This window comes from Bradyrhizobium sp. SZCCHNS2022, assembly GCF_032377575.1.
GTDB classification, from domain to species: domain Bacteria; phylum Pseudomonadota; class Alphaproteobacteria; order Rhizobiales; family Xanthobacteraceae; genus Bradyrhizobium; species Bradyrhizobium aeschynomenes.
Genome location: NZ_JAUHHZ010000001.1, coordinates 2,728,102 through 2,751,616 on the forward strand (window position 1 = coordinate 2,728,102; position 23,515 = coordinate 2,751,616).

General features: G+C 66.3%; 25 protein-coding genes. 6 read left to right on the top strand and 19 right to left on the bottom strand.

Translation table 11 applies throughout. The annotated features are described in order from the left end of the window. Positions 1-22 precede the first annotated feature (22 nt). From QXZ94_RS12205 to QXZ94_RS12215, 3 genes are all read right to left on the bottom strand, one after another. The gene (locus QXZ94_RS12205; RefSeq protein ID WP_315720611.1) at positions 23-778 is read right to left on the bottom strand and encodes a VWA domain-containing protein; all 756 of its coding nucleotides are present in this window, start codon (positions 776-778) and stop codon (positions 23-25) included. Between the two features lie 201 nt (positions 779-979). Beyond that, complete coding sequence (locus QXZ94_RS12210) at positions 980-1,867, bottom strand: alpha/beta fold hydrolase (protein WP_172132772.1); 888 nt, start codon at positions 1,865-1,867, stop codon at positions 980-982. A 476-nt stretch (positions 1,868-2,343) separates the two neighbouring features. After that, positions 2,344-3,267 carry a division plane positioning ATPase MipZ gene (locus QXZ94_RS12215; protein WP_172113951.1) on the bottom strand — a complete coding sequence of 308 codons (924 nt, stop codon included), beginning with the start codon at positions 3,265-3,267 and terminating at the stop codon, positions 2,344-2,346. 262 nt (positions 3,268-3,529) lie between these two features. Here QXZ94_RS12215 and panC point away from each other — a divergent pair, with 262 nt between their 5' ends. Further along, positions 3,530-4,381, top strand: a complete 852-nt coding sequence (panC, locus tag QXZ94_RS12220; RefSeq protein WP_172113950.1) for a pantoate--beta-alanine ligase — start codon at positions 3,530-3,532, stop codon at positions 4,379-4,381. 321 nt (positions 4,382-4,702) lie between these two features. Here the strand turns inward: panC and QXZ94_RS12225 are convergent, their stop codons facing one another. The 8 genes from QXZ94_RS12225 to mgtE form a co-directional block, all read right to left on the bottom strand. Further along, complete coding sequence (locus QXZ94_RS12225; protein WP_315720613.1) at positions 4,703-5,143, bottom strand: DUF1489 domain-containing protein; 441 nt, start codon at positions 5,141-5,143, stop codon at positions 4,703-4,705. Between the two features lie 23 nt (positions 5,144-5,166). Beyond that, entirely contained in the window at positions 5,167-6,105 is a 939-nt protein-coding gene (locus QXZ94_RS12230) for a hypothetical protein (protein WP_315726215.1), read from the bottom strand. A 406-nt stretch (positions 6,106-6,511) separates the two neighbouring features. Further along, positions 6,512-6,703 carry a hypothetical protein gene (locus QXZ94_RS12235; protein WP_172113948.1) on the bottom strand — a complete coding sequence of 64 codons (192 nt, stop codon included), beginning with the start codon at positions 6,701-6,703 and terminating at the stop codon, positions 6,512-6,514. 220 nt (positions 6,704-6,923) lie between these two features. Continuing rightward, a complete protein-coding gene (locus QXZ94_RS12240) occupies positions 6,924-7,583 on the bottom strand; it encodes a glutathione S-transferase family protein (RefSeq protein WP_172113947.1) in 660 nt (219 codons plus the stop codon). A gap of 162 nt (positions 7,584-7,745) precedes the next feature. Beyond that, the gene (locus QXZ94_RS12245) at positions 7,746-8,618 is read right to left on the bottom strand and encodes a hypothetical protein (protein ID WP_315720614.1); all 873 of its coding nucleotides are present in this window, start codon (positions 8,616-8,618) and stop codon (positions 7,746-7,748) included. 127 nt (positions 8,619-8,745) lie between these two features. Continuing rightward, positions 8,746-9,564, bottom strand: coding sequence for an aldo/keto reductase (locus tag QXZ94_RS12250; protein ID WP_315720615.1), 819 nt, complete (start codon positions 9,562-9,564; stop codon positions 8,746-8,748). A 76-nt stretch (positions 9,565-9,640) separates the two neighbouring features. Then, entirely contained in the window at positions 9,641-9,931 is a 291-nt protein-coding gene (locus QXZ94_RS12255; protein ID WP_172113943.1) for a helix-turn-helix domain-containing protein, read from the bottom strand. An 81-nt stretch (positions 9,932-10,012) separates the two neighbouring features. Then, a complete protein-coding gene (mgtE, locus tag QXZ94_RS12260; protein WP_172113941.1) occupies positions 10,013-11,431 on the bottom strand; it encodes a magnesium transporter in 1,419 nt (472 codons plus the stop codon). A gap of 91 nt (positions 11,432-11,522) precedes the next feature. On the opposite strand from mgtE, the gene QXZ94_RS12265 reads away from it, so the two are divergent. Then, on the top strand, positions 11,523-12,371 hold the full coding sequence (locus tag QXZ94_RS12265; protein ID WP_315720616.1) for a polysaccharide deacetylase family protein: 849 nt from the start codon (positions 11,523-11,525) through the stop codon (positions 12,369-12,371). A 244-nt stretch (positions 12,372-12,615) separates the two neighbouring features. After that, positions 12,616-13,791, top strand: a complete 1,176-nt coding sequence (locus QXZ94_RS12270; RefSeq protein WP_315720617.1) for a polysaccharide deacetylase family protein — start codon at positions 12,616-12,618, stop codon at positions 13,789-13,791. Between the two features lie 101 nt (positions 13,792-13,892). On the opposite strand, the gene QXZ94_RS12275 is transcribed toward QXZ94_RS12270, so the two are convergent. The 4 genes from QXZ94_RS12275 to QXZ94_RS12290 all read right to left on the bottom strand — a co-directional run bounded on the left by QXZ94_RS12275 (position 13,893) and on the right by QXZ94_RS12290 (position 17,643). Continuing rightward, positions 13,893-14,267 carry a hypothetical protein gene (locus QXZ94_RS12275; protein ID WP_315720618.1) on the bottom strand — a complete coding sequence of 125 codons (375 nt, stop codon included), beginning with the start codon at positions 14,265-14,267 and terminating at the stop codon, positions 13,893-13,895. 238 nt (positions 14,268-14,505) lie between these two features. Next, on the bottom strand, positions 14,506-15,744 hold the full coding sequence (locus tag QXZ94_RS12280; RefSeq protein ID WP_315720619.1) for an FAD-binding oxidoreductase: 1,239 nt from the start codon (positions 15,742-15,744) through the stop codon (positions 14,506-14,508). Between the two features lie 14 nt (positions 15,745-15,758). Continuing rightward, positions 15,759-16,109, bottom strand: a complete 351-nt coding sequence (locus QXZ94_RS12285; RefSeq protein ID WP_315720620.1) for a RidA family protein — start codon at positions 16,107-16,109, stop codon at positions 15,759-15,761. Between the two features lie 37 nt (positions 16,110-16,146). Beyond that, positions 16,147-17,643 carry an amidase gene (locus QXZ94_RS12290; RefSeq protein ID WP_315720621.1) on the bottom strand — a complete coding sequence of 499 codons (1,497 nt, stop codon included), beginning with the start codon at positions 17,641-17,643 and terminating at the stop codon, positions 16,147-16,149. 208 nt (positions 17,644-17,851) lie between these two features. Between QXZ94_RS12290 and QXZ94_RS12295 the strand changes: the two genes are divergently transcribed. After that, positions 17,852-18,520, top strand: a complete 669-nt coding sequence (locus QXZ94_RS12295; protein WP_172113928.1) for a helix-turn-helix domain-containing protein — start codon at positions 17,852-17,854, stop codon at positions 18,518-18,520. 82 nt (positions 18,521-18,602) lie between these two features. Next, positions 18,603-18,812: a hypothetical protein gene (locus QXZ94_RS12300; RefSeq protein WP_315720622.1), complete on the top strand. Its 210-nt coding sequence runs from the start codon at positions 18,603-18,605 to the stop codon at positions 18,810-18,812. A 300-nt stretch (positions 18,813-19,112) separates the two neighbouring features. Here the strand turns inward: QXZ94_RS12300 and QXZ94_RS12305 are convergent, their stop codons facing one another. Next, entirely contained in the window at positions 19,113-19,832 is a 720-nt protein-coding gene (locus QXZ94_RS12305) for a DUF4386 family protein (protein WP_315720623.1), read from the bottom strand. A 27-nt stretch (positions 19,833-19,859) separates the two neighbouring features. Beyond that, positions 19,860-20,825, bottom strand: a complete 966-nt coding sequence (locus QXZ94_RS12310; RefSeq protein WP_315720624.1) for an NAD-dependent epimerase/dehydratase family protein — start codon at positions 20,823-20,825, stop codon at positions 19,860-19,862. 89 nt (positions 20,826-20,914) lie between these two features. Between QXZ94_RS12310 and QXZ94_RS12315 the strand changes: the two genes are divergently transcribed. Next, complete coding sequence (locus QXZ94_RS12315) at positions 20,915-21,820, top strand: LysR family transcriptional regulator (RefSeq protein ID WP_315720625.1); 906 nt, start codon at positions 20,915-20,917, stop codon at positions 21,818-21,820. 1 nt (position 21,821) lies between these two features. Here the strand turns inward: QXZ94_RS12315 and QXZ94_RS12320 are convergent, their stop codons facing one another. Both QXZ94_RS12320 and QXZ94_RS12325 read right to left on the bottom strand, forming a co-directional pair. Then, positions 21,822-22,244, bottom strand: a complete 423-nt coding sequence (locus QXZ94_RS12320; RefSeq protein WP_315720626.1) for a hypothetical protein — start codon at positions 22,242-22,244, stop codon at positions 21,822-21,824. A 926-nt stretch (positions 22,245-23,170) separates the two neighbouring features. After that, positions 23,171-23,515 carry a Lin0512 family protein gene (locus QXZ94_RS12325; protein WP_172183789.1) on the bottom strand — a complete coding sequence of 115 codons (345 nt, stop codon included), beginning with the start codon at positions 23,513-23,515 and terminating at the stop codon, positions 23,171-23,173.

Below are 23,515 nucleotides of genomic sequence, written 5' to 3' on the forward strand. Positions count from 1 at the left end.
CTCGTCCGATACCCTGCTCATCTCATCTGCTCATCTGCCCGATCAGGCGTGCCGCCCCGCCCTCCGACGCCGCCAGGCGGAGCAGCGCGTCACGGCCGCCCGCGGCGTAGGCCGCGGCCGCGCGCAGCAGATCCCGCAATTGAGCGGCGGCGCCCGGATCGAACCGGCACCACGCCCCGCCGGACAGCCGGGCCATCTCGCGAAACGCCTGTTCGGCAACGGGGTCGTTGCCTTCCTGGAACAGGAAGAGCGGGACCTTCAACAGCCCGAGCTCGCCGGCCCGCGCACAGAGCTCGTCGACGTTTTCCTCCATGGCATCGCCCACGAAGACGACGGCGCGGATCCGCGCCGAGGTGGCGTGGCGGCGGGCCTCGGCGAGAACCTTGCCGATCTGGGTCTTGCCACCCCGGCAATCGATCTTGCCCATCAGGCGGGCGAGCTCGGCGCTGTCTGAGATCCAGCCCGTCGCACGGCACTCGTTGAAGCCCCGGTAGTAGACCAGCCGCACATCGAGACTGCCCAGAGCCGCGGCCTCGCGGAACATGTCGGCTTGCAGGGCACAAGCCATGTCCCAGGTGGGCTGCCGGCTCAGGGTCGCATCGAGGGCAAAGACCAGGCGGCCCCGGCTTCCGGACGCAGCCACGGCGCGGGCCTGCGCAACGAAATCTGCGATCGCGTCGGCGCTGGACCGCTCGGCTTCAGGCAACCGCTGGCTGTCGGTTCCATCATCCGACGAGGTGATCGAGCCGGAACTGGATTTGAAAGGCCCCTGGACCATGCGCACGCACCTGCTTGGATGCGCATGATGTGGGCAGGCGCCCCGGCAGCTTCAATGAGCGGCGCAGCCGCTCGGGCCAGGTCTTTGGGCCAGGTCTTTGGGCCAAGTCTTTGGGCCAAGTCTCGGGTCACGTCGCAGAGGCGCCCGCCGCATCCCGAGCATGTCCTCGGGATCAGCTGATCGCGCCTCGCGCCCGCATGATCAGTTCGTCAGCGCCTTGGTTGGGGCCGCGGCCTTGCCGACCGGCGCATAAGGCGGAACCGGGCCGGGATCGAGCAAGGGGGTCCTGGTCTTCACCGGCGCGATGGCGCTGGAACTGTCGCTGTCGGCCAGGAACTTGTCGAGCATGGCCTGGATCGACGACTTGGCATCGTCGGGCCCGGTATCACGCATGTCATTGTGCTGGAAGTCGGTGTTGACGACCGTAATGCCTTCCTTCTCGCAGATGTCGTCGCTCGGGATCACACCAGGATCCGTCTTGAACTGCGGATCCTTGGAGCGGAACGACAGGATCTTGAACTTGCCGTCGGTCACGAAGGGAACGCGCAGATTGTCGAGCGTGACGACCTTCTTGACGTCGTCGGGATACTGCTTGGCGAAATACATCGAAATGTCGCCACCCATCGAATGGCCGACCATGGTCAGGTGGTCGTAGTCCGCATTCGGCTGCAGCTGGCGCATCTGCTCGACGGCGAACCGGATATTGGCGACGCCGCGCTGGATCTGCGGCAGGCGGCCGACATAGGGCTCGCCGACCTTGGTCACCATCGGCGGATCGGTCGGCAGGTCATGCTGGATGCTCACCGCCATGTAGCCGCGGGCGGCAAACACGTTGGCCACGAACGAGTACTCGGTGAACTTGACGGTATTACCGTGATTGAGGATCGCCACCGGAAGCTTGATCATGCCGGCCTCGGCCTGCATCTCCTTGTCACGCCGGATGGCCACGGCGACCTCGACGAGGCGATTGCCGCGGGAGGCGTCATAGAACCTGACGGTTTCGTGCCGGATCGCCCACTTGCTGGCAGTGAAGTAGCCGACGGCCGCCAGCACGCTGACGGACAACAGGACGGTTATTCCACGCTTCATGTTCGTTCCTCGGGAGCTACAATCAAAGGTAGTTTAAGACCTGTAAGACTCTCGTGACCCGTGGTGTCTAATATATGTAACGGGGCTGTGACAGGAAGGCTAAATGTTGTGTATCCATCGCCCGTTCGTTGTGCGGCGCACCTAGTTGCTGTGCAGCATACCGTCAGATCCGCCCTTCCCATGTGACGTGAACCCTCAACGTCGGGTTCAAATCAGTCATGAATTTGACGGTAATCTAGCGAAAACTGTGGCTTCGGCGTTGACCTGAGACAAATCCAGCCGCTCGGCCGACGGCCCTGCACCACGATCACCGGATCCCGTTGCACTGACGATTAGCCGAAGCGTCGGCGCTCATTCAATGCGCACGATGTCTCAGGCCGCAACCGCCGGCTCAGCTCACTGATCAGGATGACGACGACGGGATGACGGCCATCGGACTGGCGCGAGGTCGCAGCGGTCGCGCCCCGCTGACGGGTTCAGGCGCTGATGATGTCGTGCAGGTCGAGCGGCTTGTCGACCTGGGCAAACCATTCGGCCCGGTTGGCGGCGCGGCGGCGGCCGCGTTCGTCGAGCGGCAGCTTGAGCTGGCGCAGCAGGCTCGTGACCTCCTCCCGCGCCGTGACATGGCCGAGATTGGGGCGCGTGCCGAGCGTCGCTTCGTCGATGTCGTCCAGCGCGGTCAGCCCGCGCGGGAAGAACTCGCGATACACGACCCGCTCGGCGAAGCCGTCGATGGCGCGGAAGCCGAGCCGCAGCGACAGATCCTTCAGGCCCTCGGCCACCAATTGCTTGTTGCGCGAGCCGAGCATCGACAGCCGGTTGCGGACCACGATCCAGTCGGTCATGGCGCCGTCGATCTGGCGGCGCTTGCGCCGGACGTCGCGCACCATCTCGGCGTAGTGACTCTCTCCGGTCACCGCATAGGTCGCGGCGTCGACCGTTCCGAGCACGTCGAAATCGAGGAAGCTGTCGTTGATCGGGGTGACCAGCGTGTCGGCCATCGAATGCGCGAGACGCATCAGGTAGCTGTCGTTGCCGGGCGTATCGATGACGATGAAATCGAACGACCGTTCGACCGCACTCACCGCCTCCATGAACTGCTGGAACTCGGTGTTCTCGTTCTCGTCGATCTGCAAGGTCTGGCCGAGCTGGATGCAATAGTGCGTCGGCAGCTCGAGGCGCAGGCCGGTGCGACGGGCCCAGGCGCTGCGATTGTTGATGTAGTGGGTGAAGCTCTGCTGACGACAGTCGAGATCGATGGTGGCGACGCGCTGGCCAGCCTTGAGAAGTGCAACGGCGATGTGCAGGGCGGTGGTGGACTTGCCAGACCCGCCCTTCTCGTTTCCAAGCACAACCACGTGGGCCGAGCCCGATTGTCCTTGGCTAGTCTGCACCAGCATGTTTTCGACCCCTTACGATCATCTTCGAGTCACGGTCGTCTGCGGTCAAGTGAAATGCATCATCATCGTGAATCCCACGGGGGACGCATCCTCCGCTACTACTTGACGCGCGCGTTTACCAACGCCGCATTTGCTGCGGAGACGTGCTAACAGGCGTATTCAAGTAAGCTGAGCGGCTTGTCGCGTTCTTGTGAAAGGCAGTCGCCCGAGCGTCAAGGCCGAACAGAAAATCCGCGTTTTTTCGCTGTGAGATCGAGCAAAAATGTCACGACCCCCGCACGTCGCCCGCACCATTCCGGCCCTCCGACGCGAGCTCGACGGCTTGCGTGCGCGAAAAGCCAGCATCGCGCTCGTGCCGACGATGGGGGCGCTGCATGAAGGCCACATCTCGCTCGTTCGGCTGGCGAAGCGTCGCGCCGACAAGGTCGTCGTCTCGATCTTCGTCAACCCGACTCAATTCGCGCCGACAGAGGATTTCGGCTCGTACCCGCGTACCTGGAAAGAGGATGTTGCAAAGCTGGCGGCGGAGCGCGTCGATCTGATCTGGCACCCCGACGCGAAGGCGATGTACCCGGACGGCTTCGTGACGCGGATTGTGCCCGAGGGCGCGGCGCTGGCCGGACTGGAGGATCGCTTCCGGCCGCATTTCTTCGGCGGCGTGGCGACCGTGGTCGCCAAGCTGTTCACGCAATGCCGGCCCGACGTCGCGATCTTCGGCGAGAAGGACTATCAGCAGCTCCGCGTCGTCGCACAGATGGCGCGCGACCTCGATCTGGGCGTGCGCGTCGTCGGCTCCCGTACGGTGCGTGAACGCGACGGACTCGCGATGTCCTCGCGCAATGTCTACCTCAGTGCAGAGCAGCGCCGTGTTGCACCGACGCTGCACCGGGTGCTGAAGGAGATCGCGACGCGGCTGCGCGCGGGCGAGGACATGCGGCAGGCCGTTCGTGATGGCGCTGCCGCGATCACCGAAGCCGGCTTTGCCTTGGACTATCTCGAGGTCCGCCACGCGGAGACACTGGCGCCGATCGGACCCAAGGAGTCCGGGCCGAAGCGGATTCTGGTGGCAGCCAAGATCGGAACCACGCGGTTGATCGACAACATCGCGGCGTGAGAATCGCGAGAGGAAGCGGCACAAGCGCCGGAACCAGAACAGGCGGGTTACACCGTCTGCGAGGTGCAAATGACTGCGCCCTCTCCCCTTGCGGGAGAGGGCATGTAGGACAGCACGGCGGACTCGGTCGGGTGAGGGGTATCTCTCCACACGTTTTTCTTGCGGAAAGATACCCCTCACCCGATCGCGTATGTGGATGGGCCGGTGATGCCCTCTTCCGCAAGGGGGCCCGCAAGGGGAAAGGGCGCAGCAACTGGCATCGCGGAGCGGATGGTTCTGCTGAGAGCGAGCTGCGGCACGCCGGCATTGGAACTCGCGCCCTTACAGCAGCCCCAGATCCCGCAGCTCGCGCCGCAGCGGCTCGGGCATGGCCTCGACGCCGGCAGCGCTGGCCTTGCCGAGATCGGCGGGAGCATCCTCCGCGGTCAGATAGCGCCAGCCCTGGAACGGGCGCATCGGCCGCGGCGACACGGCAATCACCTTCGGCTGCATGATGATGCGGCAGCGTCCGATGCCGTCGCCGTCGCGAAACGGCTCGATGCCGACGATCTTCTCGCGCGCAGCGACCTCGCCGCGAATCACCCAGTACAGCGAGCCGCCGCCGAGAATGTCCTCGACCCGTTTGGGCGTCATCCGCGTGACGTGCAAGTGCTGCTGCGGCAGGCCCTTCTTCTTGGCCGCGAGCATGCGCTCGGCGATCCATTCCTTGAGCTCTTTGACCGACTCGCAGCCGACGGCCAGCTTGATCAGATGCAGGGGCATGATGGCGGTTCGATCAGCGGGCTCTATTCGTCCTTGGCAGCCGGCTCGGCCGCCTCAGGCGCGGCCTGCGGCGCTGCCGCCGGCGGCTTCGGCCTAGGGGCCGCCGCCTTCTTGGCCGCGGGAGGCGCCTGCGCATGGCTCGCCGCGACGCTGGCCGGCGCAGCCGGTGCCGGCGCAAGCTGCGTCGGCGGCTTTGGCGCCGCCGCAGGCGCGGCCGAACGCGTCGAGGCCGTCGGCTCAGGGTTCATGATGCTGACCGGCGGGGTGTTGGCCGAGCTGGGAAACTCCGCAGTCGTGGGCTTGCCGGACGGCGCCGAGGGCGCCAGGCCGGCGAAAGTGCCGGCGGCCGGCTGCTGACCCGCAGCAGCGGCTGGCGGCGCGTTCCACTGCGAGGCATAGCGCGTCACCAGCCCTTCATAGGTCCGGCCTTCCATGTTGTTGACGAGTTGCTGGCGGTCCGCCACGGCACGGAACATCACGCAGTCGGTCGGCGTGCAGCGGTCGCGCGTCAGCAGCACATAGGCCATCAGGCCATAGCGATCACGCTCCACGGCACGGCGCAGCGCCAGCAACTCGGCGGTCATGACCTTGTTGGCGCTGGCGACATCCCCCGCTTGCGTTAGCCGGCTCAGCATGCCCGCCGCATAGCTGACGGCGGCCGCCGTCATCTCGGCCGACCCGAACAGGCCCCGCTCACAATTCGACAGCACCAGATCGCCGGCGAGATCGTCGACGCAGGCGAGCGCGGGCGGTGAGACGCCGACCGAAGCCGTCGTCGCAGCATCACCATTGCCGCCGCGGGGCGAGGCATCCTGGCTGCGCATCATCGAAGCGACCGCGATGCCGACGGCAAGCAGGGTGATCACCGTCAGCGCGCCGTTGGCGACCGACTTCTCGGCCCGCAGCAGCGTGATCAGCACGATCAAAGCAAAGAAGCCCGCCGCCGCAACGGTGAGCCACATCGGGAACGCCGGCGAGTTCAGGAGCTGGTCGAACGACGAGGGCCAGGTCGAATTCAAGGTCGAATTCATGCGCGCTGATTCCTGACGCGGGCCAAGCAAATCGGCCCCGATGGCATCCCGACATGGGACACAAGTGAAACGATCACCAAATTCAAACGATCACCCGATCCATGACGCCCCACCCCAGGACAATACGACGATTCCATGCCCCGTGCGGGCACAGGATGGTGCGGAGCTACCCGCTATCCCCAGGGGGATCGCGCAGCCTTCGTAAAACCTTCGGAGTCACACCTTCGGACAAAACCTTCGAAACCGGGCTTCGAGCCCCGTTGAGACTGCCGTTTCTCCTCCCTATCGACCGGCTGCGTCCGCCGACGCGCCGAGCCTGCCGAAAATCGTGCCGTCCTCAAGACAAGGCCAATTGGCTCTCTCTTGCAACCCGTTCAAAGGCTTCCGTCGAGCTCTTGATCCGGTACTGGCAGTCGTCCCCATCCGTCGGAAGTTGACGGATGATTTCATAGGTACCGCTGGCCGCCGGACGCGAGACGTTGCTCGCGGTAAAATAGACCGTCGACCCAATGGGGAACTTGTGTTTCAACGCCCTCTCCTGCTCGCATGCCGGCAAGAGCCCCTGGTCCCGCTGCCCGGGCCGGCGTGTCTTTAATAATATCTCTCCTATAGCACGCCGCCGCCGGCCGTGGCCAGCGGCCTCGTGACATGGCAAACACTGATATTGCGAGCTTCTTCAACGAGATGGCGCCGCGACCGGTATTCCTGGACTAACAGGCCCGGACAGGCTCTGGACAACCCATCGGACGTCAGACGTTCTCCACCCGGTCGATGGTCCAGGTTTCTGCAAGCCCGTCCTTCACCCAGGCTGCGAAGGCCGGCATCGCCATCATCGTCGCCATGTAGGCCCGGGTGTCCGCCGCGACCGGAACCGCGAAGGTGTGGAAGCGCGTCACGACCGGAGCGTACATCGCGTCTGCTCCGCTGAAGCGGCCGAACAGGAACGGACCGCCGGCGCCGTAGCGCGCCCGGCAGTCGCGCCAGATGTCCTCGATCCGGGCGATGTTGGCCCGGGCGTCGGCGGACAACTCCACCGGCCTGATCTCGCGATGCAGGTTCATCGGACACTCGTTGCGCAGGGCCTGGAAGCCGGAATGCATCTCGGCCGAGACCGACCGCGCATGCGCGCGCCCCGCCGCATCAGCGGGCCAGAGCCCGGCCTCCGGACAACGTTCAGCGAGATATTCGATGATCGCGAGCGAGTCCCACACCGTCACGGCGCCATCGATCAGGATCGGCACCTTGCCGGCAGGCGAGTGGCTGAGGATACGCGCCTTGTCGGCGGGATCGTCGGTGTAGAGCGGGATCACGATCTCCTCGAAGGCGATGTCGCAGCCGCGCAGCGCCAGCCACGGCCGCATCGACCATGAGGAATAGTTCTTGTTGCCGATCACCAGCTTCAGCGTCATGTCGCACCGTCTCCGCATCTCGAGCGTGGACCGCCCGTGCATCCCCCGCATTGGGGACCCGCGCGATCGAGGATCGCATACAGGATGAACGGCCATCGCGTCGACAGCCAAGCGCGACCATGCGACGCCCGCTCTCTCCCGACACGCATGCGCCGCTGGCGATCAGCGGACGAAGTCCCGCGGCGTGAACGACATCTCGATGATCTTCCACTCGTTGTAGCGATCGGGCGGAAGCATCGCGTAAGGCTGGCAGGCGTTCAACGCCTGGACCGCGCTCTCCTTGAGCTGAATGGCCTTCGAGGCTGCGACGACCTCGATCACCTCCGGCTCGGTCGCAAGCCGTCCATCCGGTGTCATGCCGAAGCGAAGCCTGATCAGCACGTTGTCGGACAGCGACAGCGAGACCGGCAGACGCGCGCAGCTCCTGACCTTCTCCCGCAGCGCTGTCTCGAGATTGGGAGCAAGGTTCGTCGTCGCGACCGACCCCGCCTCCTTGCCATCCTCCGAGGCCCCGGCTCGCGGCAGCGGTGAGAGCGGCTCGGGCAGACCGAGCATGACGCCGTATTTCACGGTGAGGTCCGGCTCTGGGGGCACATAGCTCGGCGCTGGAACCGGCGCTGGTGGCGGGGTCTGCTTGGCGGCGGATTTGACCTCCGATCTGGCGGCCAACTTCGCCGCTTTGGGCGATGCAGCCGGCGCCGGCTGTTTCGCCGCCGGTGCGGCCGGCGCCTGCGGAGTCGGAGTTTCCTTGGCCTCTTGCGGAGGACTGGGCGGAGGTGGCGCGGCGGCCGCCGGCAAGGCGCTCGGGGCCGGCTGCGGCAGGACCAGCTCCGGCGTCGGCGACGGTGATGGCGTGACCAACGGTTCCGGCGTCTTCTGCGGCTCGTCAGCGTCGACGATATTGACCGCGATCTCGTCGGACTTCGGCATCTCGTAAGGGCGCACCGAGGTCGAGACCACGGCGCCGCCGAAGATCAGGAGATGCACGAGCACGGATGCGGCGATGCCCCAACGTATGAACTGCCAACGTTCCATGCTGCTTCATTTGCGCCCGCTCGCGGCCTGGCGCATGCGGCACGCGCTGTCGCGGGGGTCATCGCCAGGGTTGAGCGCGGGCCACCTGCCCGCTCCTGCCACTCTAGCATGCCGGCCCGGGCGCCGCTCAATCCCATTTCGGCGCGAAGGCGAAGTTGGTCATCCGCCCTTCCGGACTGCCCATGGCGAAGATGTCGGCCATCTCCTGCTCGGACAGCTCGAAATCGAACACCTCGAGGTTCTCGGACAGCCGTTCGATCTTCGAGGTGCGCGGGATCGCCACGACGTTCTGCTGCACCAGCCAGCGCAGGCAGATCTGCGCCGGGCTCTTGCCATGGGCGCGGCCGATCCGGGTCAGGGTCGGATCGTTCTTGATCTTGCCCTTGGCGATCGGGCTATAGGCGACCAGCGCGAGGCCGTGCCGGGCGCAGGCCTCGCGAACCTTGGTCTGGTCGAGATAGGGATGATACTCGACCTGGTTGCACACCAGCGGCTCCGGCGACAGCGCCACGGCTTCGTCGAGCAGCGCGACCGTAAAATTGGACACGCCGATATGGCGTGCCAGCCCGAGCGTCTTGGCGTGCGCCAGCGCTCCCAGCGTCTCGGCCAGCGGCACGTGCGGGTTCGGCCAATGCAGCAGCAAGAGATCGACCTCGGAGACGCGCAGGCGGACCAGGCTCTCCTTGGTCGAGCGCTCCAGGTCATGCGGTGCAAAGTGCGTCGTCCACACCTTGGTGGTCAGGAACAACTCGTTGCGCCGGACGCGGGAGGCCCGCAGGCCCTCGCCGACCTCCTGCTCGTTCTCATAGACCTGGGCGGTGTCGATGTGCCGGTAGCCGAGGGTGAGCGCCTGCTCGACGATCCGCGCGCAGGTCCGTCCGCGTAGCTCCCAGGTCCCCAGACCCAGGGCAGGAATCCTGGCACCATTGGCCTCGATCGTCAGCATGGCCGTGCACTCCAGACCGCGTGTAACATTATGTAGGCACACGCGAGGCCTTGCCAACGCACGACCGGTTTTTGGCTTAAGTCTTAGCTAAGGCCGCAAACACCGTGTCGGGCGCGTGCGCGATCACGGTGAGCAGCGCGCGCGCCGGGCCGCGCGGCATGCGCTTGCCCTGCTCCCAGTTGCGGATGGTCTCGACGGGCACACCGAGCTTGGCGGCGAATTCCTGCTGTGTCAGCTGCACCCGCCGCCGGAGGTCGCGCACCTCGAGCGGCGCTGCCGGCGCGGCTTCCGACGGCGCGAGCGGAAACTCTCCGCCATCGCGCAGCTCCACGATCCGTCCATCTGCCTTCAGCCGCAAGCGTTGCATCGTCCGACTCCGTCTCGGATGAGAGTGTCGCCGAGCTGCGTTAAGGCCGGATTAACGATATAAGTCGTTCAGGCGCTGTGGTTATTTCAAGCCGAACCAGAGCGTTGCGATGCCCAGAAACGAGAAGAAACCGACCACGTCGGTGACCGTGGTGACGAAGGTTCCCGACGCCACCGCGGGGTCGGCGCGGACACGCTCGAGCACCATCGGGATCAGGATGCCACCGAGCGCGCCGGCCACCAGGTTTGAGATCATCGCGAGCCCGATCACGATGCCGAGCCCGGGCGTCTTGAACCAGGCGAACGCGGCGAGGCCGGTGACCAGCGCGAAAGCGAGACCATTCACCAGTCCTACCAGCACCTCGCGCATCACGACGCGCATCGCATTGTTCGGCCCGAGCTCGCGCGTCGCCAGCGCGCGCACCGCGACCGTCATGGTCTGGGTCGCGGCATTGCCGCCCTGGCTCGCCACGATCGGCGCGAGCACGGCAAGCGCGACCATCTGCTGCAGCTGGCCTTCGAACAGGCCGAGCACCGAGGACGCGAGGAACGCGGTGGCGAGATTGATCAGCAGCCAGTTGAAGCGGCCCTTGGCGATGGTCCAGACGCTGTCCGAGAGCTCCTCGTCGCCCGACACGCCGCCGAGCGCCTTGAAGTCCTCGTCCGCCTCCTCCTCGATCACGTCGACGACGTCGTCGATCGTGATGACGCCGACCAGCCGGTTGTCGGCATCGAGCACGGGGGCCGCCACGAGATTGTACTTGCCGAACAGCCGCGCCACCTCGGCGAGATCGTCGGTGACCGTGACGCGGCGACGATCCTCGTCGATCAGCTCGGCCAGCGGCACCGGGCGGCGGGCGCGCAGCAGCTTGTCGAGCGAGACCGCACCCTGCCAGTGCCGCGCCTCATCGACCGCATAGATCTCGTAGAACCGCTCGGGCAGATCCGGCGTCTCGCGCATGTAGTCGATGGCCTGGCCGACGGTCCATGCCGGCGGAACCGCGATGAACTCGCTCTGCATGCGCCGGCCGGCCGAGCCCTCGGGATAGTCGAGGCTGCGCGCCAGCACGTCGCGCTCGGACGGCGGCAGGCGCTCGAGGATCTCCTCCTTGTCCTCCTCGTCGAGGCTCTCCAGCAGCTCGACGGCGTCGTCGGATTCGAGCTCGCGGACGCCTTCGGCGACGGTGGCCGGCTCCAGCTCCTCGAGGATCTCCTCGCGGACGGCGTCGTCGACCTCGTTCAGCGCCGAAAAGTCGAAATCGGTGCCGGTCAGCTCCACCAGCCTGACACGGTCGTCGGGGGCAAGCGCGGCGATCAGGTCGCCGAGATCCGCCTCGTGCAGCTCGGCGACCTCGGCGCGCAGGAACGCCTCGTCCTCGGCGGCGATGGCGGCGGTCATGGCGGCGATGAATTCGGCGCGAATCTCGCCGGATTCGGTGCGCATCGCCGCGCGATCGGCTAGAGTTGCATCGGCAGGGGCAACGTCCAATGTCTCGTTCATGACGTGCCTCACCAAGCCATCTTCAGACAACTGGTCTGATTTGTGCTTTGACGCATTACATAATCGGTCACTGCGAGCGCAACGGGAAAAGATGTCTCAGGCGCGATGGACATCACGATGGGTAAACGCAGCCGGCGGGGCGGCCGCGCTGCTCGTGGTACACGGCGCCGCCGCGGCGCCGGCCGACTGTCCGCGCGAGCACACGCTCGGCACCTCGCGCATCCTCACCGTCGACCCGAAGCAACATCCGCGCATCGGCCTGAAGAGCTTCCCCGAGACGCTGCCGCTGCACGACGGCGAGGTGGTGCTGACCTTCGACGACGGACCCTCGCCGCCGATGACCAACAAGGTGCTCGCCGCGCTTGCCAAGGAATGCGTGCGCGCGACGTTCTTCCTCGTCGGCAAGCCGGCCTCGGGCCGCACGGCGCTGGTGCAGAAGATCGCGGCCGAAGGCCACACGATCGGCCATCACACCTACACGCATGCGCATCTCGCGCATATCACGCCGGAGCAGGCCATCGAGGAGATCGACCGCGGCATCGCCGCAGACGAGAAGGCGCTCAACGGCGTCGAGACGACAACGCCGTCGACGCCGTTCTTCCGCTTCCCCTATTTCGAATCGACGCCGGCCACGCTCGACCTGCTGGCGTCGCGCGGCATCGCCGTGTTCGGCGCCGATCTCTGGGCCAGCGATTGGAACCCGATGTCGCCGCAGCAGACGCTGAAGCTCCTGACCAGCCGCCTCAACCAGGCGCGCAAGGGCATCATCCTGCTGCACGACCCGCAGCCGCGCACCGTCGCAATGCTGCCGGCCTTCCTGCGCTACTTGAAGGATCATGGCTACCGCGTGGTGCACGTCGTGCCTTCCGAGGAGAAGCACAACGAGCAGCACAGCGAACGGCCGTCTCCCGCGCCGGAGACGGCCCATGAAGGTGGTTAATCGGGCGTTCAGGGCCGTCGTTTACGCTTGACCGTTGCGGCCGCGGCCATTCCAGCCTCTTGCAATCCGGCAACAGCCGCGGGCAAACCGGAACCCGGGGTGATGCGATGTCGCGACGAGCCAACATCCCTGCTATGTCTTGGCGGTCGCTTGCCCCGGCCGCGCGGCTGCGATTCATAGGGGCAATGAGGCAGGTGGACCGAAGAAGCCGGCCACCGCAGAAAGAGACAATGTGAGCAGCGTGATGCGTGATCATGAGTGGGCTTGCGTCGGACGGCCAACATGGCTCGCAGCACTGCTGGGCGCCCTCGCCCTGATCACGTCGAGCCCGGATGCATCGGCCGCCGACTGTCCTGGCCACCCCAACGCGCTCGGCACATCACGCGTCCTGGTGGTCGATCCGCGCGAGCATCCGCGGCTCGGCGCCATGCAGTACAAGGAGACGCTGCCGCTGCGCGATCACGAGGTGGTCATCACCTTCGACGACGGGCCGCTGCGCAAGTACAGCAACCAGGTGCTGCAGATCCTCGCCGACGAATGCGTCAAGGCGACGTTCTTCACGATCGGGCGCCAGGCCAAGGCCGACCCAGAAGGCGTGCGCAAGCTCGTGGCCGCCGGCCACACCGTCGGCACCCACAGCCAGAACCATCCGCTGAGCTTCAACAAGATGACGCTCGAGCAGGTCCAGCCCGAGGTCGACCAGGGCATCGCCTGGACCAAGGCCGCGCTGACCGACCCTTCCGCGCTGTCGCCGTTCTTCCGCGTGCCCGGCCTGCTCCGCGGCGACGCCGTGGAGAGCTACGCCGCGACGCTCGGCCTGCAGGTGTGGAGCGCCGACTTTCTGGCCGACGACTGGCGCAACATCTCCGGCGCCAAGGTCCATGAGCTCGCGATGAAGCGGCTGGAGGCGCGCGGCAAGGGCATCCTGCTGCTGCACGACATCCAGGCGCGCACCGTCGCAGCGCTGCCGAAGATCCTCGCCGATCTCAAGGCCAAGAACTATCGCGTCGTGCATGTCGTCGCCGCGACGCCGGACCGGCCGGCAACGCCGACCGAGCCGGAGGACTGGCTGGTGCACCGGCCGTCGGACGAGACGCCGGTGGCGCGTTGGCCGGCCATCACGCCAACCAACCTCGCCGGCGCCGACACGCGCGCCCGTGCCACGCTGGACGATTTCGGCAATCTGGACCTGCCGCCTGCGGCGGCACGCACCCTGCCGAAGCCGTCCTGGCCGCGGCCTGCGGTCAAGGCGCGAATCGCGACGGCTCCCGCGCTTCCCGCTCCGTCCGCCCAGCTGTTCGCCTGGCCGCCCGCCGCACCATTGTCCGCCCGCCGGCATCAGGTCGTCCGGGTCGAGGGCCAGGCCGCCACCAAGCCGGCCGGTCGCCCGGTTCGCCTCGCGGCGCTGCGCCGGCGCTGAGATCAGAGCAACGATCTTCGAAACGAAAACGGGGCGCTGACGCGCCCCTTTTTCAATTGAGCAATCTGGCTGGCCTCACGCCCGATGCATTCTCCCGCGCGTCAGTTCGAGATGAGCTTGCTGACGCAGAGGATGACGGCCGCGGCCAGGAAGAACAGGTCCATATAGGACTTCTTCTCGCCGTCCTTGCGCAGCGAGCCGACGTCGGCGACCACCTGCTTGCTGACGACCTGGGCGACCGGCCCTTCGCCGAGCATGCCCGCCAGCCGGCGAACGTCGGATTCCATCTTTTCGATCCGTCCGAAGAAGTGGAAGGTTCGCACCACCGTCACGGCGCGCATGCCGGCATAGATCAGCACCACCAGCGCCAGCACGGCGCGGTTCTGGTATTTCTCGATGTAGTTCAGGCTGAGAAAGACAGCCGCGAGAAACACGAAATTGGATATGAAGCGGTAGGCTAGGCCCGCGAAGTTCATCTGCTCCCCCACACGATGTTCGGATCGCTGGCCAACGGCAGAACTCACGAACTGCGTTCGCCCCAATGTCCTGGCCCCAACCGGCACCGCCACGCTAGGAGAGCGGGCTTGCGAATTGGTGAAGCGGGGGTTTTCCGGGCTCCGGAAAGGCGCGCTTGGTAAACGACTGGCTGCGCTTTGCAGCCGTCACTTGCGGCCTTCCCGGCTCACCCTCTCTTGCGGTCGCAGGGCAGACGGCTCACGCCCCGAATCGCGCCGGCGCACAGGCGGCGACGTCGACGCTGGGCGTCTCGCCGCTCATCAGCTCGGCGAGGATGCGGCCGGTGGCCGGTCCCAGGGTAAAGCCCTGGTGGCCGTGGCCGAAATGCAGCCAGAGACCCTTGTGCCGCGCCGCCTGTCCGACGACCGGCAGCATGTCGGGCATGCAGGGCCGTGTGCCGAGCCACGGCTCGGGCTCCACCGGCTTGCCGAGATCGATCAGCTGGCGTGCCGCGGCCTCGGCCTTGCCGAGCTGAACCGGCGTCAGCTTCGCATCCGGCGACGACAGCTCGGCGCCGGTGGTGATGCGCACGCCCCTTGCCATCGGATTCATCAGATAGCCGAACGCGGCATCGCGCAGCGGCAGGTCGAGCGGCGCGCCGCCGCTGTAGTGCCGATGATAGCCGCGCTTGCGCACCATCGGGATGTCCATGCCGAACCGCTTCAGGAATTCCGGCGACCACGGACCCAGCGCGACCACGACCGCCTCGGCCTCGATCCGTCCTTCGCTGGTCGTCACCGCCCAGCCGCTGCCCTGTTGCGCCAGCGTGGTCGCATCGCCGACCAGCAGCTTGCCGCCACGCTTCACGAACAGATCCGCATAGGAGGTCACCAGGCTGCCCGGATCGGACACCGTCCACGGCTCCTGCCAATGCAGGCCGCCAATGCCGCTCTCGTTCAGGCCGGGCTCGACCTTGGCCAGCTCGGCTGCACTGAGCAGCTTGAACTTGACGCCGAACGCCTTGCCGACCGCTTCGGCCTCCTTGGCCTCCTTGTCGAACTGCGCCTGGTTCCGGTGCAGCACGCGAAAGCCGTCGCGGCGCACGAGATTGCCGGCGCCGGCGGCCGTGATCAGCGGCTCGTGCTCGGGCGCGGCGCGCGAGATCAGCTGCGCGTAGGTGCGCGTCAGCACCTCGTGCCGGCCGGGGAACGAATTCCACCAGTAACGCAGCAGCGGCTTCACGTGATACGGCAGGGCCGGAAGGCTGTAGTGCACGTCGTTGGTGCGCGCCAGCGCGATGTCGAGCACGCCGGCGATGTCATAGGGCATCGCATAGGGCCGGACGGCCTCGCTCTGGATGATGCCGGCATTGCCGTAGCTGGTCTCGCGTCCCGGCTCGCGGCGATCGACCAGCGCCACCGACCAGCCGCGGCTCTGCAGGTGCAGCGCCGTGCCGACGCCGACCATCCCACCTCCGAGAACGATAGCGCTCCGCATCGTCATCACTCCCATCAGGTCCGCGCCGCCGCGACGACGGTGACCTCGAGCCGAACATCCGCGATCATCTGCGCCTGCACCGTGGTGCGCACCGGCAGCGGATCCTTGAAATGCCTGCGATAGGCCGCGTTGTATTCGGCGAAGTCGGCCTTGTCGGCGAGATGCACCATGCAGGACACGACGTCGTCGAGCGTCAGCCCCTCGGCGGCCAGCGTCTCCGAGATCAGCTTGAACACGAGGTCGGTCTGCGCCGTGATGCCCTCGGGAATGCTGCCGTCATCGGCAACCGGGACCTCGCCCGACAGGAACACAAGGCCGCCGGCGCGGCGCACCAGCGAGAACGGCCATGAGGAAGCGTCGGACATTGCTAGCTCCAGAAGATGTTGATCATGTCGGCGCGGCTCAATCCCACGCCATGAATCCCGGCGTCTGCGCCAGCGGCGGCAGCGCGGCGAGCTTCTCGAGATCCGGCTGCGGACGGCGCAGCTCGGCGTCACCCGCAAAGGCCTGCTCCAGCGCCGCGGCCACGCCGAGCACCAGCGCATCGCCGCCACGGGGACCGATGATCTGCAATCCGAACGGCAGCCCGTTGTCGTCAACGCCGAGCGGCAGGCTGAGGGCCGGATGTCCCGCCAGCGTCACCGCATAGGCCAGCGCCAGCCAATGAAAATAGGACTTGGTCGGCACGCCGTCGATCTCGGCCGGATACAGCTCCGACCACGGCCGCGGACTCAAGGTGATGGTCGGGCTGATCAGCACGTCGTGCTGAGCGAAGAACGACTGATAGGACCGGTAGATCCGGGTCTGGTTCGCGCTCGCGCGCGAGAAATCGTCGAGGCTGTAGGACAGCCCCTCCTCGACATTGGCACGCACGTTCGGCCCGATCATCTCGGGGCGTTCGCGATAATTCTTGCCATGCTGCGTCAGGAACAGCGAGGCGCGCAGCACCGCAAAGGTCTCGTCGGCGCCGCTGCAATCGGGCGTCGCTTCGCTGGCGTCCGCAAACAGCGGCGCGATGCGCGTCACGCGCGCGCGGAAGGCGCGGCGGATCAGCGCTTCCGTCGGCGCAAAGCCGAAGTCCTCGGTGAAGGCGAGCTTGAGCTTGTGCAAGTTGACCTGCGGCGGCACCGCCCAGCGCGCAGGCGCACCGCGCACCGCCTCGCCCGGCAGCGTATAGGCGAGCGGATCGCGCGCATCGTCGCTCGCCATCACCGAGAGCATCAGCGCCGTATCCGCAACATTGCGCGCCATCGGCCCGTCGGTCGACAGGCACGACCAGCCATGGGCGCGCTTCTCGCTGGCGACGAGTCCGTAGGAGGGACGCATGCCGACGATGCCGCAGAAGCCGGCCGGATTGCGCAAGCTGCCGCCGGTGTCCGAGCCCGAGGCGAGCGGCGCCATCCCGCAGGCCAGCGCCGCCGCCGAGCCGCCGGAGGAGCCGGCCGCCGACCGCAACGTGTCGAACGGATTGCCGGTGGCACCGAACACGGGATTGCGGGTGTTGCCACCAGCCGCCCATTCCGGCGTGTTGGTCTTGCCGAAGATGATCGCGCCGGCCGCGCGCAGCCGCGCCACCGACGCCTGGTCGATCGCGGGCACGTTGTCGGCCAGGATCGGGCTGCCATAGGTCGAGCGCATCCCGGCGGTGTCCTGGGTGTCCTTGATCAGCACCGGCAGGCCGTGCAGCGTCCCTTTATCCTCGCCGCGGGCAAGCTCCGCCTCGGCCCGCTTGGCGGCAGCCCGGGCCCCCGGCTCGTCCAGGGTGACCACGGCATTGACCGCCGGGTTGACCGCGGCGATCCGCTCCAGGCACGAATCGAGCAGCGCGACCGGCGAGATCGCCTTCGATTTCAGAAGCTTGACCAGTTCGCCGGCCGTCTTGTCGCAAATCGATTCCACAGGGCTTCTCTTTTCCGTTTCGGAAAACTATTTAGCACATAAGAAATCGAATGCACGGCTTGAAAACGCAATGTTCCACCGCGCGTCACGCATGACCGTGAGGCCGGACGTCCAGCCCATTGATCGATCAGCCACTTTCGCGCGACATTACCCGACCGCCGCCGCACGAAGACCACCCGATCCGCTAACGGATTTTCCGGAGCCCCCCGTGACCGACACCGTCGTCAGCGAGACCGCCGCCGAAGGCCCCCACTCCCAGCTCGGCCACTGCCTGAAGGCGGCCCGGCAGGCGCGCGGCCTGACCCTGAAGCAGGTGGCGGAAAAGACGGGCATGGCGCTGTCGACCTTGTCCAAGGTCGAGAACGGCCTGATGTCGCTGACCTACGACAAGCTGTTGCAGCTGACCTCAGGCCTGCAGATGGACATCGCCGAGCTGTTCAGCCCGGCCGCGCCGCGCCCCGAGCCCGGGCGTCCCGTCACGGCCCGCCGCAGCATCAGCCGCGCCGGCCAGGGCCAGGTGGTCAGCACGAAGTTCTACACCTACACCTATCAATGCACCGATTTGATCGGCAAGCGCATGGTGCCGATGATCACCGAGGTGCGCGCCCGCACCCTCGACGAGTTCGGCCCCCTGCTCCGCCACAGCGGCGAGGAGTATTTTCTCGTCACCCGCGGCACCATCGCCGTCCACACCGAGTTCTACGCGCCGGAGATCCTGCACGAAGGCGACGGCATGTATCTCGACAGCACCATGGGCCACGCCTACCTCAACGCCGGCGAAGCGGACTCCGCGCAGGGCGTCTGCCTGTGCACGAGCGAGCAGGCCGATCTGTTCGAGCAGCTGCATAGGATCGCGAAGAAGGATGCCGTGGAGTGAGGGCCTGCGACCCCAGCGTTGATCGAGACTCCAAGACGTACAGTCGGCCTGCAAAACCGCTTCTTTCTGCCAGGAGGTTCCGATGCGCAAGAGAAAGAGACCAAACGAAATTCTACCTCTGGCGGAGCAAACGACCTATCACATTGCGGAGCACGCGCGGTCCAAACGCAAGAAGCCGGCCACGCGTCCGATCGAACACGCTCACCCCGCCGACGAGAAGGAAGATTTGTTTGCGGACGTCTTCAAGAGGACACGCGGCACCGTCGATCCGAGGCTGAAACTCGGCTACTGAATTGAGGTAGGTCCAAAAGCTCCTACCACACACCAGCCATAGCGACATCACCTTAGACAGGCCTTGCCGCCAAGACGCGGCACTCAATCATTGTCTGTGCCGTAACTCTTTCACCGGCGCGGTATCGACTAATCGCATCGATCATTTGCGTGATTGATGGGCTACCGTTTCGCTCTCCTAGCGCCTCCCAAGCCAATTGGATTGGGACGTTGATGCGCCTTTCCGTCGTTTCACCGCCGGCGTCAATCCTAACCTAGCTGGCTATCCCATGTATGGCTTCGCCGTCTCAACGGGAGCGTCTCAGCCTCCGGGGAGCGCGCACCGCGCCAGTGTCACGGCGAGCGCCACGAACCATCCCAGCGCCAGCGACGGAACGATGGCGCCAAGTATCTCAAATGCCGGCACGAACGTCCGCAGCGCCGTCGTTGCAAAGCCAGTGCCGATGGCGAGGCCGGCGAGACCGTTGACGCAAAGCTTCGCACGCAGCAGCATCGTGCCGACCAGCATCAGCCAGATGCCGGAGAACAGTTGCACGCCCAGCAGTTCGCCGACGGCGCCGGCATAGCCGTTGAGCGCAACGTACCCGACCTCGACGGCGGCCCGGATGATCGGATCGTTGGTGCCGGCATGGAGCATCGCGAGGTTCGGCATCGCGATCAGCCAGCGCACGATGCCGAGCGTCTTGAGGACGGCGGCAGCGACGCCCATCGCCGCCATGACGTCGGGTAACCCGCCGCGAACGCCGTGCGCCTGCGCAAAATGGCGCAAGGCGAGCGCGAGCGGCACCATCGCGGTCGCGGTCAGGAGATAGCCCCAGTAGCCGATCTGCACCGCCGTCGCATGGCGCGCGATCAGCGGCAGCGCTTCGCCGGCCGGCAGGCGCAGGCTGGCCGGCCAGCCGATCGCGCGGCCGAGCACGATCAGCGGGATGAGAAACAGGACGACCTGCGCGGCGACGAGCAGGACGAGCGTGAGCATGTCGGCGCGCGCCATCGGCGCCGCAGTCGTTGCGGTGGTCATGGGATCGATCCTCTTGGGGTAATGGGTTCAGCGGTTGGATGCGAGCGCCGCCTTGACGGCGCCGTTGAGCGGCGTATGCGGCTCCACCCCGAGCAGGCCGACGAGCTCGCTGTTGTCGAGCGCGAGGCTCTGTTTCCACAGCCAGCGCATCTCGATCGCCTCGCGCATGAAGCCGACGAAAGGCGCGGCGAGCCAGAGGATGATCCAGGGGAACGGCTTCACCGGCAGATCGGGCCGGCCGATGACGCGGCGAACGGCGTCGGTCATGTCATGCCCGGTCGCATCGTAGTGCCCGGCAAAGTTCAGCATCGTGCAGGCCGGCAGATCGGCGCGGATGTCGACCAGGCGCGCGAAGGTTTCGGCGAGATCGGGGACGTAGGCCCAGGCATGGCCGATGCCGGGGCGTGTCAGGCGCTGCACGGAGGTCACGGCCATGCCGCCCTTCGCCAGCGCCTGGGCGAACCAGGAATTGGTTACACCGGGGCCGAAGAAGTCGCCCGCCCTGATGGCGATGACGCGGACGCCATGGTCGCGCGCGGCCTGCTCCAGCATCTCCTCCATCTCCAGCCGCACCTGGCCCTTCCGCGTCGTCGGCCGCCGCGGCGAGGTCTCGCTGACCACCGCCGGCGATGCTGATGAGTAGACGTAGACATTGCCCGGAAACACGATCGTCGCGCCGACGGCCTTCGCCGCCGCGATGGTGTTGGCGAGCATCGGCAGCGCGTCCTCGCGCCAGCGCGCATAGCCCGGCGGATTGACGCCGTGAACGATCAGGCTCGCGCCCACGGCCGCGGCCAGCACCGACGCCGCATCGCGCGCGTCGCCACCGCGCCAGTCGACCGGGAAGGCAAACGAATTCCGCTCGGCCGGTGGCCGGCGCGTCAGCGCGCGGATGGCGAAGCCGCGCTTTGCCAGCGCCTTGGCAATGGCGCCGCCGATCGCACCGGTCAGGCCGAGGATCAAGGCGGTCGGGATGTTCGTGTCGTGGGACATGAGTCAATCTCCTGCTGTGCCCGGCAATCTGACCCGGCCGTCCCAAAACGAAAATTGCCAATCATTCTTGAGATGCTATACGTTTCTGTATGATTGAACCCTCGGATTGGAGCCTGCTGCGCTCGTTCCTCGCGGTCATCAGGCGCGGCAGCCTGTCGGCCGCAGCGCGGGCGACCGGGCTGACGCAGCCGACCGTCGGCCGCCACATCGACGAGCTCGAGGCCGGCCTCGGCGTCGCCCTGTTCACCCGCTCCCAGGCCGGCCTGCTGCCGACCGAAGCGGCGACGGCACTGGTGCCGCACGCGGAAGCGATGGAGGCGGCATTCGCGGCGCTGGTGCGCGCGGCCAGGAGCGGAGGCGATGCGCGGCAGCCGCGCGGCGTCGTCAGGATCTCCGCGAGCGAGATCGTCGGCACCTTCGTGCTGCCGACGATCCTCGCCGGCATCCGCAAGCGCTGTCCGGAGATCATCATCGAGCTCGTGCTCAACAACCGCACCGACGACCTGCTGCGGCGCGACGCCGACATCGCGGTGCGGATGATCAGGCCGAAGCAGGACGGTCTCGTCGCGCGCCGGATCGGCAGCGTCCCGCTCGGCCTCTATGCGCATCGCGACTACATCGCCCGCTTCGGGCTGCCCGACACGATCGAGGCGCTCGCCGCCCACCACGTCATCGGCTTCGACCGCGACGATCATTCGGCCCGCTCGGTCGCCAGCTCACAGCTGCCGATCTCACGCGAGCTCTTCTCCTACCGCACCGACTCCGACGTCGCCCAGGTCACGGCGATCGAAGCCGGCCTCGGCATCGGCGGCATGCAGATCGCCATGGCCAAGCGCAATCCGGCGCTGGTCCCGGTGCTCGCCGGCCAGGTCGCCTTCGAGCTCGACTGCTGGCTCGCCGTGCACGAGGACCAGAAGGACGCTGCCCCGATCCGCGCGATGTTCGACGGGCTGGCGGAGGGACTGGCGCGGTGGATCAGCGAGGGCGGCCGGTGACTCAACACGGCCTTACTTGTGCTTCATCCGGCTCGGGCAGATCGAGCTGACCATCGACTCCCCCTGGCGAAGCCATGGCCTGTACGGTCCAGCTTCCATCAGCATTGTACGTCACGCTGAACGTCGTGCATCCGGACGTCGCGTCGCACACCGCCGCATTGATCGACGCGTCCGTGGCGTTCACGACGGTTCCCGGGGGATAGTTACCGGTCTGGACGTAGAAGATCGTGTCCGGCTGACAGTCGGACTCCTGGATCAAAAATGTGACATGAGCGTTCGACGTGGCATGGGGCAGCAAAGCCTCGCTATCGAGACTGTTCGAATAGACCTGCGGTTCACCCGAATCCTCAGCCGGCTCCTCGAAGATGAAAAAGTTCTGCGGCTCGAGGCTCTCGTTGATGACATCGATCGTAATGGTGGCCATGTTGATCCCCCTCTACGCGGCTGGTTTCCCAAGTTAGCCTCCTTCCGCAACGAATTCGGAGACGACAACAGCCTGCCGCATCAACCTATCTCCAATGTGTTTTCTTTGATACCTCTTTTGGTTGTGCGACCGGCAAGTCCGGTTATCGCTCCTGCGCTGCCCGCGTGCCGTTCAATGCTTCAGCCGTCCAGCCCATCATCAACGGCAACAGAGGCGAGCTGAAGCACCACCGCGCAAGTCTCTTGGGGCTGCGCCACCTCTGCCCGACGGGCGACTCACGCACCGGCTTACCGACCGCGGCGGGCTTTCACCGCGCTCCGCGTCGCTGTCGTCGAACGCACGGCGAATGGTCTTCCAGCAATGCCATCAACGCGTTGGCGGTGACGAGGTCACGCCGCGACAGATTTCGCTTTCGTTTTTTCGGAATCTGTGAAACACTCTGCCCGTCCCGCCTCGCCATGAGGGGCGCTTCGCGATCGTCACGAACGTGGAGGCGGTGATGCGACGGGCGCGTTCTACCGCAGCGTGGCTTGCCATGCGGACGAACGGTGGGATGCGCCGGCGAAATCGTGTGGTCCTGGCATCGCGGTGCTGATGCCAAGCCGGTGGTGATGATCCGCCGGTGACGGGGGCAAGACAGCCGTTCCCCGGGGAGAGCACGTATAAGTCGGAAAACCGTTGCGCAGGGAAGGCCGGAATGTCCGGCTGAGCCTGTGGTTCCTGCCCCGTGCACGTCTTCACGCACGGGGGCCGCGGGTATCAGCGGATACCCGGTCTTCCCTGCGCCCTCTGTTTGACAGGGGGACATCGTTCGGACATCACCCGGGTGCGCTTGGCACCGCGGGATCGCGACGACATGCTCCGCTGTTTGACATTCACATCAGAACGACACGCCCATGATGCGCGCGCTCACTTGATGCGCGCGCTCATTTGCCGTCATCGAGATGCACCAGCACCGCGGCATTGGCGATGATGATGGCGTCGCTGCCGGCCTCGGCGGGAATCTCCAGCCCGCCCTTCACGGCGGTGACCGTCACCGTGCCATAGGGCAACTCCTTGGCGACCGCTTCCGTGTCGACGGCCTCCGGATTGGGAACCGCGACGGTGACGTCGACGAGCATGTCCTGCGGCGTCTTGCCGACCATGCGGAAGAAGCCGAGGCTGGAATGGCGGATCGCATCCGACACCGCGCGCTTCGCCGCCTTGGTGGCGTCGCGGCCATGGACGTCGACGCCCATGCCCATCTCGGTAATGCAGCGAATGCGCGCCAT

What these genes read in the sequence shown, in the direction of transcription:
- QXZ94_RS12245 (WP_315720614.1), bottom strand. Translation starts at nt 8,618, where the DNA reads ATGGAACGTTGGCAGTTCATACGTTGGGGCATCGCCGCATCCGTGCTC.
- QXZ94_RS12205 (WP_315720611.1), bottom strand. Translation starts at nt 778, where the DNA reads ATGGTCCAGGGGCCTTTCAAATCCAGTTCCGGCTCGATCACCTCGTCG.
- QXZ94_RS12305 (WP_315720623.1), bottom strand. Translation starts at nt 19,832, where the DNA reads ATGACCACCGCAACGACTGCGGCGCCGATGGCGCGCGCCGACATGCTC.
- QXZ94_RS12285 (WP_315720620.1), bottom strand. Translation starts at nt 16,109, where the DNA reads ATGTCCGACGCTTCCTCATGGCCGTTCTCGCTGGTGCGCCGCGCCGGC.
- QXZ94_RS12320 (WP_315720626.1), bottom strand. Translation starts at nt 22,244, where the DNA reads ATGGCCACCATTACGATCGATGTCATCAACGAGAGCCTCGAGCCGCAG.
- QXZ94_RS12270 (WP_315720617.1), top strand. Translation starts at nt 12,616, where the DNA reads ATGCGTGATCATGAGTGGGCTTGCGTCGGACGGCCAACATGGCTCGCA.
- QXZ94_RS12255 (WP_172113943.1), bottom strand. Translation starts at nt 9,931, where the DNA reads ATGCAACGCTTGCGGCTGAAGGCAGATGGACGGATCGTGGAGCTGCGC.
- QXZ94_RS12275 (WP_315720618.1), bottom strand. Translation starts at nt 14,267, where the DNA reads ATGAACTTCGCGGGCCTAGCCTACCGCTTCATATCCAATTTCGTGTTT.
- panC (WP_172113950.1), top strand. Translation starts at nt 3,530, where the DNA reads ATGTCACGACCCCCGCACGTCGCCCGCACCATTCCGGCCCTCCGACGC.
- QXZ94_RS12310 (WP_315720624.1), bottom strand. Translation starts at nt 20,825, where the DNA reads ATGTCCCACGACACGAACATCCCGACCGCCTTGATCCTCGGCCTGACC.
- QXZ94_RS12265 (WP_315720616.1), top strand. Translation starts at nt 11,523, where the DNA reads ATGTCTCAGGCGCGATGGACATCACGATGGGTAAACGCAGCCGGCGGG.
- QXZ94_RS12280 (WP_315720619.1), bottom strand. Translation starts at nt 15,744, where the DNA reads ATGCGGAGCGCTATCGTTCTCGGAGGTGGGATGGTCGGCGTCGGCACG.
- QXZ94_RS12230 (WP_315726215.1), bottom strand. Translation starts at nt 6,105, where the DNA reads ATGTGGCTCACCGTTGCGGCGGCGGGCTTCTTTGCTTTGATCGTGCTG.
- QXZ94_RS12325 (WP_172183789.1), bottom strand. Translation starts at nt 23,515, where the DNA reads ATGGCGCGCATTCGCTGCATTACCGAGATGGGCATGGGCGTCGACGTC.
- mgtE (WP_172113941.1), bottom strand. Translation starts at nt 11,431, where the DNA reads ATGAACGAGACATTGGACGTTGCCCCTGCCGATGCAACTCTAGCCGAT.
- QXZ94_RS12300 (WP_315720622.1), top strand. Translation starts at nt 18,603, where the DNA reads ATGCGCAAGAGAAAGAGACCAAACGAAATTCTACCTCTGGCGGAGCAA.
- QXZ94_RS12210 (WP_172132772.1), bottom strand. Translation starts at nt 1,867, where the DNA reads ATGAAGCGTGGAATAACCGTCCTGTTGTCCGTCAGCGTGCTGGCGGCC.
- QXZ94_RS12250 (WP_315720615.1), bottom strand. Translation starts at nt 9,564, where the DNA reads ATGCTGACGATCGAGGCCAATGGTGCCAGGATTCCTGCCCTGGGTCTG.
- QXZ94_RS12225 (WP_315720613.1), bottom strand. Translation starts at nt 5,143, where the DNA reads ATGCCCCTGCATCTGATCAAGCTGGCCGTCGGCTGCGAGTCGGTCAAA.
- QXZ94_RS12315 (WP_315720625.1), top strand. Translation starts at nt 20,915, where the DNA reads ATGATTGAACCCTCGGATTGGAGCCTGCTGCGCTCGTTCCTCGCGGTC.
- QXZ94_RS12215 (WP_172113951.1), bottom strand. Translation starts at nt 3,267, where the DNA reads ATGCTGGTGCAGACTAGCCAAGGACAATCGGGCTCGGCCCACGTGGTT.
- QXZ94_RS12240 (WP_172113947.1), bottom strand. Translation starts at nt 7,583, where the DNA reads ATGACGCTGAAGCTGGTGATCGGCAACAAGAACTATTCCTCATGGTCG.